The sequence below is a fragment of the Caulobacter sp. FG7 genome (assembly GCF_057808875.1).
Genome location: NZ_JBMDIW010000001.1, coordinates 258,173 through 270,201, shown reverse-complemented (window position 1 = coordinate 270,201; position 12,029 = coordinate 258,173). Strand labels below are relative to the sequence as shown.

Here is a 12,029-nt window from a genome sequence, read left to right as displayed (position 1 = left end):
GAAGTTGTCTATCCGTCGACTACCCGACCAGTGCAAGATTTTGCATAACACCGTCACGCGCCCGACGTTACGTCTTCTTTACATCCGCCGCGCCATCACCCCGCCCACAAGCCCAACAAAGGGCAGGGGATTTCAACAGAATGTCGAAAAACAAACCCGTCGTGGCGCTGGCCGCGACGCTCCTCGCCGTCGCGCCGCTCAGCGCCCATGCCGACGCCGCCAAGGACGTGCAGATCGCCGGCCGCGCGCTGACCTTCCTCGAGAACGGCCCCTCCGGCAAGGCCGTGCTGGGCGTCGTGTTCGACCCGTCCAAGCCGGCCTCGGTCGCCGAGAAGAACGCCGTCATGGCCGCCATCGGCGGCGGCCTCACCACCGGCGCCCTGACCCTGACGGCCAAGCCGGTCGAAGCCGGCGCCGTCTCGGGCGTCTCGGGCGTGGCCGCCCTCTACGTCACCACCGGCGTGACCGCCGGCCCCGTGGGCGCGGCCGCCAAGGCCAAGAAGATCATCACCATCGGCTCGGACGCGTCCTGCGCCGCCAGCGGCGCCTGCGTCATGAGCGTGTCGGCCGACCCCAAGGTCGAGATCATCGTCAACCGCGGCGCCGCCGCGGCGGTGGGGGCGGTCTTCAAGTCCGCCTTCCGCATGATGATCCGCGAAGTCTGATCGCCGCCAGCACAAGAGACATACCCATGAAGAAGACTCTCCTGGCCGGCGTTTCCGCGGGCCTCCTCGTCGCCGCCGCCTCGGCCGCGCCCTCGATCGCTTCGGCCCAATCGATCGACTACGGCTCGCTCGAGCAGCTGTTCAACGAACCGGTCACCACCAGCGCCACCGGCGCCCCGCAGCGCTCGACCGAAGCGCCGGTGGACATGACCATCATCTCGGCCGCAGACATCACCCGCTCGGGCGCCGTCGACCTGCCGACCATCCTGTCGCGCGTCGCGGGCCTGGACGTCACCACCTGGGGCGCCGGCGCCGCCGACGTCAGCGTCCGCGGCTACAACCAGGCCATGTCGCCGCGCCTCCTGGTGCTGATCAACGGCCGCCAGGTCTATCTCGACCACTACGGCTACACCGCCTGGGCGACCCTGCCGGTGCAGCTGTCGGAGATCCGCCAGATCGAGGTCGTGAAGGGCCCCAACAGCGCCCTGTTCGGCTTCAACGCCGTCAGCGGCGTGGTCAACATCATCACCGCCAACCCCAAGTTCGACCAGACCGGCGACATCACCGTGCGCGGCGGTTCGGCCCGCTACGGCGAGGTTTCGCTGGCCAAGTCGTTCAAGCTGGGCGAGCGCTTCAGCGCCCGCTTCTCGGCCGGCGCGGCCAAGTCGGACGAGTTCGACAACACCGTCGGCGTCGCCAAGAGCCAGCAGAACGAACCCTCGCGCGTGTCGGCCAACCTCGACACCGTCACCCAGCTGACCGACAAGGCCGAACTGCGCATCGAGGGCTCGTACTCGAACGTCCAGGTCAGCGACATGCTGTCCAACTACGCCTACTCGCCCAGCAAGTACCTGACGGGCTCGCTGAAGGGCACGCTGACCGCCGACACCCAGGTCGGCCAGCTGCAGTTCTCGGCCTACCAGAACGACCTGACCGCCAAGCATGTGATCCTGGGCCAGAAGGCGCGGTTCGAGAACAAGATCACGGTCGTTTCGGCCCAGGACCTGTTCAAGATCGGCGCGAAGCACACGATCCGTCTCGGCGGCGAATACCGCCACAACGAGGTCAACACCGCCCCGATCGGCGGCGCGGAGGTCAGCTACGACGTGCTGTCGGCCTCGGCGATGTGGAACTGGGCGATCACCGACAAGCTCGCCTTCACCGCCGCCGGCCGCTACGACAGCCTGGACCTGTCGCGCGACGGCGCCTTCCCGGCCGGCTCGCCGCCGCTGGGCAACGGCTACTGGGACCGCAAGATCGAGGAGCCGTCGTGGAACCTCGGCCTGGTGTGGCGCGCCACCGCCGCCGACACCTTCAAGGCCAGCGCCGCCCGCGGCGTGCAGGTGCCGACCCTCGTCGACCTGGGCGCCCTGCAGGCCCGCGTCAGCGTCGGGCCCTACACCCTGGGCCTGGCCGGCAACCCGACCCTGGAACCGGCGATCGTCACCAACTACCAGCTGACCTACGAGCGCGCCCTGCCTGCCCTCAAGGCCCAGGTCAGCGCCAAGGCCTTCGTCCAGAAGACCGAAGACGTGAAGGGCCAGCCGACCTCGGCCCAGGTCGACGTCGCGCCGACCCTGGTCAGCCTGCCGGTGCTCAGCTACCGCAACATCGGCGAGAGCAAGATGACCGGCTTCGAGCTGGCCGCCTCGGGCGAGCTGGCCGCCGGCTTCCGCTGGAACGCCGACTGGACGCACACCGAGGTCGACGACGAGCCGCTGGCCGGCTTCTCGCCGGTGCTGCGCTCGGCGGCCTTCGGCGCGACCACGCCTGAGAACCGCGGCAACGTGGCCCTGGGCTGGACCGGCGGTCCGTGGACGGCCGACGCCTTCGTCACCCTGGTGGGCGACCATCAGGCCTACGCCCTCTACGCCGTCGGCGCCAATCCGCGCCTGGTGGACATCGACGCCTACGCCGCCATCGGCGGCCGCGTGGCCCGCACCTTCGAGGGCGACGTCACCGTGGCCCTCAGCGGCCAGAACCTCGGCGACAGCCGCCAGCGCCAGAGCGCCGGCCTGGAAGTCGAGCGTCGCCTGTACCTGAGCGTCAGCAAGCGCTTCTAAGGCGCTGGGGTTCGGGTTCGAACACGGAAAGGGCGGCTCGCAAGGGCCGCCCTTTTTCGTTGAAAGATCCTCCCCCTGAAGGGGGAGGTGTCGGCGAAGCCGACGGAGGGGGAAGCCGGTGATGACCGTCCACCTCCTCGAAAGCTGAAAACGCCCCCCTCCGGCCCTCCGGGCCACCTCCCCCAGAGGGGGAGGATCCATTGGCGCCGCCTCGCCCTCTGAATGCTCCCCCTCTGGGGGAGCTGTCGCGGAGCGACTGAGGGGGTCACCACTCGTCCTTTTTCTTCTTCATCAGGGCCAGCAGGCCCGGATACGGCCCCTGCCCCGTGCGGTAGAGGCACCACTCGTCGTCCTTCTTGCAGGCCCCGTCGAAGAAGTCCTTCTTGGCCTGGTCGATCACCGCGTACATCGGCGCGTCGCGGGACTTGATGCCCAGCTTGTCGTCGCAGGCGGCGCGTTCGGCCTTGGTCAGGCGATAGAGGTCGGCGTGATTGCAGCCGCCGCCTTCGCGGGCGGCGGTGCGCAGGTCCTCGCCGCCGGGCGTGGGCGCGCCGCGCGACTTGAAGCCGGGCGGCGCCGTGGCGGCGCGGGGAGCCGGCGGCGCGGCCGGAGCCGGACTCGGCGCGGGCGCGGTCGCGACCTGGGCCGGAGGCGGCGGCGGCGCGACGGCGCGGGCCGGCGGGGTCTTGAGCGCGGAAGGCGTCGGGACGGGCGCTGTGGGCGCCTCGACCCGGGGCGCCGGCGGCGGGGCGACGTCCACCAGGTCGACGATCAGGTTCTGCTCGACCAGCGGCGGCATCACCTTGATCCCGGCCAAGAGGCCCACGCCCAGCAGCACGTGCAGGCCGCTCGCCACGATCAGGGCGAGGGTGAAAGGCCTCCTGCGGCGAACTGTCGATCGCCTGCCGGCCATCCCAAACCCCTGCTCGCCGCCATAACGCGCGGCTGGCGTCGAGGTAGCCGGGCGATGGGGCGCGGCGATGGCGGCATTGATGCGGCGGCGCAAAGAAAAAGGCCCGGCGTCGCCGCCGGGCCTCCTCATTTCGCCTTGCGGGCGAAGACTGGTCCGAGAACCCCGCCCTTCGACAAGCTCAGGGTGAGGTTCTCTACTGTCGCCGTCCGCCCTTGATCCTCATCCTGAGCTTGTCCCCCGGGTCCGACCGCAGGTCGGCCCGAGGATAAACTTCGGACGAGGATCACGCACTGACGTCGCCTCTCAGGCGGCCGCCTTCTCCTTGACGCCGAAGCGGCCGTAGAAGGTCTCGCCCTTGGCGGCCATCTCGCGCAGCAGGGCCGGCGGGGTGAAGCGCGAGCCGTAGGCCGCGGCCAGCTGGTCGAGGATCTCGACGAACTTGGCCACGCCCACGCCGTCGATCAGGCTGATCGGACCGCCGGTCCAAGGCGCGAAGCCCCAGCCCAGGATCGCGCCGACATCGGCTTCGCGCGGATCGGTGATCACGCCTTCCTCGAAGCAGCGCGCGGCCTCGACGGCCTGGCGGTACAGCAGGCGGGTGCGGATCTGCTCGATCAGCGCCTTGTCGGCGTCCTTGACGGTCACTTCGACGAGGTCCGACAGGCCCGGCCACAGGGTCTTGGGGCCGTTTTCCGGATAGTCGTAGAAGCCCTTGCCGTTCTTGCGGCCGTAGCGGCCCAGGTCCTCGACCATCTTGGCGATGATCGCGGTGAAAGGACGCTCCTCGTACTTGTCGCCGAGGTCCTTCTTCGTCTGGACGGCGATCTTGTGCGACAGGTCCAGCGCGACGTCGTCGTGCATTTCCAGCGGACCGCGCGGCATGCCGGTGGCGCGGCCGACATTGTCGATGATCGCCGGCGCGATGCCGTCGCTCAGCAGTTCCATGCCTTCCTGCACGAAGGTGCCGAAGCAGCGCGAGGTGTAGAAGCCGCGGCTGTCGTTGACGACGATCGGGGTCTTCTTGATCTTCAGGACGTAGTCGATCGACTTGGCGATGGTCGCCTGGTCGGTCTTCTCGCCGAGGATGATCTCGACCAGGCCCATCTTGTCGACCGGCGAGAAGAAGTGGATGCCGATGAAGCTTTCCGGACGGATCGAGGCCTCGGCCAGGCCGGTGATCGGCAGGGTCGAGGTGTTGGAGCCGAACACGGCCGTGTCGGCCAGCTGGGCCTCGGCCAGCTTGGTGACGGCGGCCTTGACTTCCCGGTTCTCGAACACGGCCTCGACGACCAGGTCGCTGCCCTTGACGTTGGCGTAGTCGGCGGTCGGGTGGATGAGCGCCAGGATGGCCTCGCCCTTCTCCTGGGTCAGCTTGCCGCGCGAGACGGCCTTCTTGACCAGGCCCTCGGCGTAGCCCTTGCCCTTGTCGGCGGCTTCCTGGCTCTGGTCGATCAGGACGGTCTCGATGCCGGCCATGGCTTGGACGTAGGCGATGCCCGCGCCCATCATGCCGGCGCCCAGCACGGCGACCTTCTTGACGTCGTAGTGCGGCACGCCGGCCGGACGGCCCGCGCCCTTGCCCAGCTCCTGCAGGCTCAGGAACAGGGTGCGGATCATGCCCTTGGCCTGCGGCGTCATCAGGGTCTTGATGAAGTAGCGGGTCTCGATGCGGATCGCGGCGTCGAACGGAACCTGCAGGCCTTCATAGACGGCCTTCATGATGTTCTGCTGGGCCGGGTAGTTGCCGTAGGTGTTCTTGCGCAGCATGGCGTTGCCCATGATGAACACCTGGGCGCCGGTCGGGGTGTAGGGGCCGCCGCCAGGGATCTTGAAGTCCTTCTTGTCCCACGGAGCGACGGGGTCGCCCTTGGTCTTGATCCAGGTCTTGGCGGCCTCGACTTCCGTGCCGGCCGGCACGACCTCGTGCACGACCTTGAGGCCCAGGGCCTCGGCCGGCTTCATCGACTTGCCCTCGAGCAGATACGGCGCAGCGGCCATCACGCCCATAAGGCGCGTCAGGCGCTGGGTGCCGCCGCCGCCCGGCAGCAGGCCGACCTTGGCTTCCGGCAGGCCCAGCTGCAGCTTCGGCAGGTCGGCGACCACGCGGTAGTGCGCAGCCAGGACGAATTCCAGGCCGCCGCCCAGCGCCAGGCCGTTGATGGCCGCGGCCACCGGCTTGCCGCTGGTTTCCAGGCCGCGGAAGGCCTTGTTGAGGGCGAAGCCGGCGTCGAACGCGGCTTGCAGATCACCGCCGCCGAGGCCGCCCGAACCGCCCAGTTCACCGAGGTCCGCGCCGGCGCAGAAGCCGGTGGTCTTGCCCGAGGTGATGACCACGCCCTTGATCTCGGCGTCGGTCTTGATGCGCTCGACCAGCTCGCCGACCTCCTTGATCACCGAGGCGGTCAGGGTGTTCATCGAACGGCCGGGGACGTCGAAGGTGACCAGGGCGATGCCGTCGCCGTCGACCTCGATCTTGAAGTTTTCCATGTGGACTAGTCCTTCAGAAATTGGGTCGTCATCCCGGCCGTAGCGAAGCGGAGAGCCGGGACCCAGGTGAACCGCAGTGCGCCGGCCCCTGGGTCCCGGATCGGCCTACGGCCGTCCGGGATGACGATCTGTGCTTGGATCAGACGCGTTCGATGACCGTGGCGGTGCCCATGCCGGCGCCGACGCACAGGGTGATCAGGGCGGTTTCCTTGTCGGAGCGTTCCAGCTCGTCGACCATGGTGCCCAGGATCATCGCGCCGGTGGCGCCCAGCGGGTGGCCCATGGCGATGGCGCCGCCGTTGACGTTCATCTTGTCGTGCGGGATGTCCAGCGCCTGCATCATGCGCAGGACGACGGCGGCGAAGGCCTCGTTCAGCTCGTAGAGGTCGATGTCGGCGACTTCCATCTTGAGCTTCTTGAGTAGCTTCTCGGTGACCAGCGACGGGCCCGTCAGCATGATCGACGGCTCCGAACCGATCGAGGCCATGCCCTTGATGCGGGCGCGAGCCTTGAGGCCCAGCGCGTCGCCCATTTCCTTGGTGCCGATCAGCACGCCGGCGGCGCCGTCGACGATGCCCGAGCTGTTGCCCGCGTGGTGCACGTGGGTCATGCGCTCGACCTGCGGATAGCGCTGGGTGGCGACCGCGTCGAAGGCCATCTCGCCCATGCCCGTGAACGAGGCGTTCAGCGAGGCCAGGGTCTGCATGGTGGTCGAGGCGCGGACGGTTTCGTCGTGCGACAGGATGTTGAGGCCCAGCTGGTCCTTCACCGGCACGACCGACTTGTTGAAGCGGCCTTCCGCCCAGGCCTGGGCGGCGCGCTTCTGGCTCTCGACGGCGTAGGCGTCGACGTCGTCGCGCGAGAAGCCGTAGAGGGTGGCGATCAGGTCGGCCGACACGCCCTGCGGCATGAAGTAGGTCTTGAAGGCCGACGACGGGTCGGTCGGCCAGGCGCCGCCGTCGCTGCCCATCGGCACGCGGCTCATGCTCTCGACGCCGCCGCCGATGGTCAGGTCGGCTTCACCCGAGATGACCTTGGCCGCGGCCATGTTCACGGCTTCCAGGCCCGAGGCGCAGAAGCGGTTGATCTGCACGCCGGCGACGTTCTCGGCGTAGTCGGCCGTCAGCACGGCGGTGCGGGCGATGTCGGAGCCTTGCTCGCCGACCGGGGCCACGCAGCCCAGGACGACGTCGTCGACCTTGGAGGTGTCCAGGTTGTTGCGGTCGCGGATGGCTTCCAGGACCTGGCTGGCCAGCGACAGGGCGGTGATCTCATGCAGAGAGCCGTCCTTCTTGCCCTTGCCGCGCGGGGTGCGCACGGCGTCGAAGATGTAAGCGTCGGCCATTGAATGGCTCCTTCCTGCGATCTTTTAAGTGTGTTGGCCCCAGAGCGCGTTCGCGCTCTAGACTTTTGTTTTCAAAGCCTTTTCACCCACTTCCAATGTGAGCATTGGAAGTGGAAAGGCTTTGCAGGGCGTTTTCGAGCGCCGGCTCGACCCGGACGTCCGTCCGGACCGAGTTGGCGATGAAACAGGCGTGGTGGGCGGCCTCGTGCAGGGCCGCCAGCTTGGCTTCGTCGGGCGCGTCGCCCTCGAAGACGATGTCGGGGCGAAGGGCGACATGGCTAACCCAGTGAGCGCCATGCTCGTTCCGGGTCATCGTGCCCTCGGCCGTGTCGCGATAGGCGCTGATGAAGAAGCCGGCGCGGCGGGCCAGGTCGAGGAAGGTCAGCATGTGGCAGGACGACAGCGCCGCCACGAACATCTCCTCGGGATCGACGCCCGCCGGGTCCGACCAGGGCAGCGGCACGACCGACGGCGACGCCGAGCCGAGCGCCGTGACCCCGCCGTCGAATGACAGGGTATGGGCGCGGCTGTAGCGCCCCCGGGGGAAGTCCGCCCCGGGCTCCAGCTTCCAGTCGACGATGGCGACGTGGGTCGACATGCTACTTCTTCCAGGTCCCGATCGGCGACTTGTGGATCGGGGCGCAGGTGAGGCCGCGGGCCGAGGCCTTGGCCGAATAGACGACGCGCTGGCCGAACTCCGGCGCGGGCAGGCGGCAGGGCGTGAAGCCCGAGGTGTTCACCGTCAGGGTCCAGGTGGCGATCTTGGAGCGCAGCAGGTTGTTGCACTGCTCGACGCCGGGCTTGAGCGGCAGGTCGAAGGCGCCGGGCTGGGGGCGCTTGCCTTCCAGCTTGCCCGAGAACTGCAGCGGGCGGCGGCCCTCGGCCTTGACGCAGACCACGGCCGAGCGGGCGCTGTCGCCATTAGCAAGAGAGGGGGGCGGAGGCGGCGGAGCGTCGGCGAACATCATCAGAGCGTCCTCGCGATCAGCAGTTTCATGATCTCGTTGGTGCCGCCGTAGATGCGCTGGACGCGGCTGTCCTTATACATCCGGGCGATCGGGTACTCGTTCATGAAGCCGTAGCCGCCGAACAGCTGCAGGCAGCGGTCGACGATCTTGTTCTCCAGGTCGGTGACCCAATACTTGGCCATCGAGGCCGTCGAGGCGTCGAGGTCGCCCTTCAGGTGGCGCTCGATGCAGTGGTTGACGAACACCTTGGCGACGGTCGCCTCGGTCTTGCACTCGGCCAGCACGAACTGGGTGTTCTGGAAGGCGATGATCGGCTTGCCGAACGCCTGGCGCTCCTTGACGTAGGCGATGGTCAGCTCCAGCGCCCGCTCGATGGTGGCCATGCCCTGCACGGCGATGTTCAGCCGCTCCTGCGGCAGCTGGGCCATCAGCTGGAAGAAGCCCTGGCCTTCCTCGGTTCCGAGCAGGTTCTCGGTGGGGATCTTCACGTCGTTGAAGAACAGCTCCGAGGTGTCCTGGGCCTCGTGGCCCAGCTTGTCGAGGTTGCGGCCGCGCTCGAAGCCTTCCGCGCCGTCGGTCTCGACCACGACGAGGCTGGTGCCGCGCGCGCCGCCGGCCGGATCGGTCTTGGCGACGACGATGATGAGATTGGCCGTCTGGCCGTTGGTGATGAAGGTCTTGGAGCCGTTGACGACGTACTGGTTGCCGACCTTCTTGGCCGACGTCTTGACGCCCTGCAGGTCCGAGCCTGCGCCCGGCTCGGTCATGGCGATCGCGCCGACCAGCTCGCCGGTCGACAGGCGCGGCAGCCACCGCTGCTTCTGCTCCTCGGTGCCGTAGTGGAAGATGTACGGCATGACGATGGCGTTGTGCAGGCTGGCGCCGAAGCCGTCGACGCCCTTCTTGCCCAGCTGTTCCATCAGGACGACCTCGTGGCGATAGTCGCCGCCGGAGCCGCCGTATTCTTCCGGCGTGGAGAGGCCGAGCAGACCGGCCTCCCCCGCCTTGTTCCACATCGAGCGATCGACGCAGTGGTTCTTGCGCCAGGTCGCCACGACGTTTTCAGGCGCGTGCTCGTCGAAGAACTTGCCCACCGCGTCCTCGAAGATCGCGATGTCTTCTTCGGCCATGAAGGCGGGTTTTGCGACGTCGAGCACGCTCATGATCAGAAAGCCTCCGCGGGCAGCGCCATCAGGGTCGCCGAGCCGGTCTTCAGTTTGGCCAGATGCGCCCCTGCGTCAGGCAAGACCCGCTCGATGAAATAACGCGCGGTGGCGACCTTGGTCGTGAAGAACGGGTCGGTGGAGCCCTCGGCGATCTTGGCGTTGGCCGACTTCACCATCAGCGCCCACATGTAGGCCAGGCCCGTCAGGCCGAAGAGGTGCATGTAGTCGGTCGAGGCCGCGCCGGCGTTGTCGGGGTTCTGCAGGCCGTTCTGCATCAGCCACATGGTGCCGTCCTGCAGCTGGGCCTTGGTCGCCGCCAGGGCGTCGACAAACGGCTTCAGCTCGGCGTCGCCGTCGTTCTCGCCGACGAACTGGTCGATTTCCTGGAAGAAGGTCATCACGCCGCGGCCGCCCTTGGCCGCCAGCTTGCGGCCCACGAGGTCGAGGGCCTGAACGCCGTTGGTGCCTTCGTAGATCAGGGCGATGCGGCAGTCGCGCAGGTACTGGCTGACCGGGAAGTGCTCGGTGAAGCCCGAGCCGCCGTGCACCTGCACCGCGTTGGAGCAGACCTGGAAGCCGCGGTCGGTCAGGTAACCCTTCAGCACCGGGGTCAGCAGGCCCATGTAGTCCTCGGCCTTGGTGCGCACCGCTTCATCGGGGTGGGCGTGGGCCAGGTCGCCGTGCAGGGCGGTCCAGAACAGGAAGGCGCGGCCGCCTTCGATGATGGCCTTGTTCTCCAGCAGCAGGCGACGCACGTCCGGGTGGACGATGATCGGGTCGGCCGGACCGTCGGCGTTCTTGGGGCCCGTCAGCGAACGGCCTTGCAGGCGGTCCTTGGCGAAGGCGACGGCGGCCTGGTTGGCCGCTTCGGCCTGGGCCACGCCCTGCAGGCCGACGCCCAGGCGGGCCTCGTTCATCATCACGAACATCAGCTTCAGGCCGCTGTTCTCCTCACCGATCAGGTAGCCCTCGGCGTCGTCGTACTGCATGACGCAGGTGGCGTTGCCGTGGATGCCCATCTTCTCTTCGAGGCCCACGCACTTGGCGCCCTCGTTGCGCGCGCCGACGCTGCCGTCGGCGTTCGGGAAGAACTTCGGCACGATGAACAGGCTGATGCCCTTCACGCCGGCCGGGGCGCCCTCGATGCGGGCCAGCACCAGGTGGACGATGTTGTCCGACATGTCGTGCTCGCCGGCCGAGATCCAGATCTTCTGGCCGGTGATCTTGTAGCTGCCGTCGGCCTGCGGGACGGCCTTGGTGCGCAGCAGACCCAGGTCCGTGCCACAGTGCGGCTCGGTCAGGTTCATGGTGCCGGTCCACTCGCCCGTGATCATCTTGGGCAGGTAGGTCTCTTTCTGCGCGTCGGTGCCGCCGGTGTGGATGGCCGAATAGGCGCCGTGGGCCAGGCCCGGATACATCGAGAAGGCCATGTTGGCGCTGCTCGACATTTCCGAGAACGACAGGTTCACGACGTGCGGCAGGCCCTGGCCGCCGTAGGTCGGATCCGAGCCGAGGCCCGTCCAGCCGCCTTCGCACAGGGCCTTGTAGGCTTCCTTGAAGCCCGGCGGAGTGGTGACGGTGTTGGTGACCGGATCCAGCTTGCAGCCAGTCTTGTCGCCGACGCTGTTCAGCGGGGCCAGGACTTCGCCGGTGAACTGGGCCGCGCCCTCGACGATCTGCTCGACGACGTCGATCGAGGCGTCGGCGAAGGCCGGCAGGTTACCGTACTGCTCGATGTTGAGCACGTCGCGCAGCAGGAACATGTGATCGCGAACGGGCGGCTGGTAGGTCATTTAAAGCAGTCCTGATGGGTCGGATCGGGGAGGTGGAACCAAGGCCCGCCCGCCCCGCCGGTCTTGGCGGAAACGGGCGCGGCCTTGAGTGTTTCTGGCCTTACTTGGGGCCTTACTTGCCCAGCGCCATTTCGGCGCCGTCGAGCCGGGCGCGCAGCAGCTGCTCGTAGTCGGCCGAGCGCGGCAAGAGGTCGGGGCGGATCTCGGCCAGGCGCTTCTCGAGGCGGTCGCAGGCCTCGCGCAGTTCGATCAGGGCGCCGTCGATGTCCTCGCGCTGCTGCTCCAGGGCGCTGGCGCGCTCGCGGAACTTCTTCAGCGACCGGGCCATCTGGGCCGCGCCGTCGTCGTTCTCGTCGTAGAGGTCGAGCAGTTCGCGGATTTCCGACAGCGACAGGCCCACGCGCTTGCCGCGCAGGATCAGCTGCAGGCGGACGCGGTCCTTGTGGGAATAGACGCGGTTGAGACCCTCGCGGGCCGGCGTCAGCAGGCCCTTGTCCTCGTAGAAGCGCAGCGCCCGGGGCGTGGCCTTGAATTCGTTGCACAGCTGACGGATCGAGAACGTGCGCTCGGGACGTCGAAGATCGGCTGCCATCGGTACCCTCCCAGGGTGCGGCCGGCCTTCCCGGCCG

General features: G+C 68.1%; 10 protein-coding genes and 1 pseudogene. 3 read left to right on the top strand and 8 right to left on the bottom strand.

The window, feature by feature from the left end:
• Positions 1-140 precede the first annotated feature (140 nt).
• Entirely contained in the window at positions 141-665 is a 525-nt protein-coding gene (locus tag ACODR1_RS01280) for a hypothetical protein (RefSeq protein WP_488878831.1), read from the top strand.
• 26 nt (positions 666-691) lie between these two features.
• Positions 692-2,728 carry a TonB-dependent receptor plug domain-containing protein gene (locus ACODR1_RS01275; protein WP_488878830.1) on the top strand — a complete coding sequence of 679 codons (2,037 nt, stop codon included), beginning with the start codon at positions 692-694 and terminating at the stop codon, positions 2,726-2,728.
• Between the two features lie 265 nt (positions 2,729-2,993).
• Here the strand turns inward: ACODR1_RS01275 and ACODR1_RS01270 are convergent, their stop codons facing one another.
• Both ACODR1_RS01270 and ACODR1_RS01265 read right to left on the bottom strand, forming a co-directional pair.
• A complete protein-coding gene (locus ACODR1_RS01270; RefSeq protein ID WP_488878829.1) occupies positions 2,994-3,641 on the bottom strand; it encodes a hypothetical protein in 648 nt (215 codons plus the stop codon).
• A gap of 303 nt (positions 3,642-3,944) precedes the next feature.
• On the bottom strand, positions 3,945-6,128 hold the full coding sequence (locus tag ACODR1_RS01265; protein WP_488878828.1) for a 3-hydroxyacyl-CoA dehydrogenase NAD-binding domain-containing protein: 2,184 nt from the start codon (positions 6,126-6,128) through the stop codon (positions 3,945-3,947).
• Between the two features lie 20 nt (positions 6,129-6,148).
• On the opposite strand from ACODR1_RS01265, the pseudogene ACODR1_RS01260 reads away from it, so the two are divergent.
• Positions 6,149-6,253 (top strand): annotated as a pseudogene (locus ACODR1_RS01260) (hypothetical protein); the annotation flags it as partial.
• A gap of 14 nt (positions 6,254-6,267) precedes the next feature.
• Here the strand turns inward: ACODR1_RS01260 and ACODR1_RS01255 are convergent.
• From ACODR1_RS01255 to ACODR1_RS01230, 6 genes are all read right to left on the bottom strand, one after another.
• Positions 6,268-7,473 (bottom strand): acetyl-CoA C-acetyltransferase, encoded by a 1,206-nt coding sequence (locus ACODR1_RS01255; RefSeq protein ID WP_488878827.1) that lies wholly within the window; start codon positions 7,471-7,473, stop codon positions 6,268-6,270.
• A gap of 82 nt (positions 7,474-7,555) precedes the next feature.
• Positions 7,556-8,071, bottom strand: coding sequence for an OsmC family protein (locus tag ACODR1_RS01250; protein ID WP_488878826.1), 516 nt, complete (start codon positions 8,069-8,071; stop codon positions 7,556-7,558).
• A 1-nt stretch (position 8,072) separates the two neighbouring features.
• A complete protein-coding gene (locus ACODR1_RS01245; RefSeq protein ID WP_488878901.1) occupies positions 8,073-8,438 on the bottom strand; it encodes a hypothetical protein in 366 nt (121 codons plus the stop codon).
• Positions 8,439-8,440: 2 nt separating this feature from the next.
• Positions 8,441-9,604, bottom strand: a complete 1,164-nt coding sequence (locus tag ACODR1_RS01240) for an acyl-CoA dehydrogenase family protein (RefSeq protein WP_058348047.1) — start codon at positions 9,602-9,604, stop codon at positions 8,441-8,443.
• Positions 9,605-9,606: 2 nt separating this feature from the next.
• On the bottom strand, positions 9,607-11,400 hold the full coding sequence (locus ACODR1_RS01235; protein WP_488878825.1) for an acyl-CoA dehydrogenase C-terminal domain-containing protein: 1,794 nt from the start codon (positions 11,398-11,400) through the stop codon (positions 9,607-9,609).
• A gap of 112 nt (positions 11,401-11,512) precedes the next feature.
• Entirely contained in the window at positions 11,513-11,992 is a 480-nt protein-coding gene (locus tag ACODR1_RS01230; protein WP_101718614.1) for a MerR family transcriptional regulator, read from the bottom strand.
• Between the last annotated feature and the right edge of the window lie 37 nt (positions 11,993-12,029).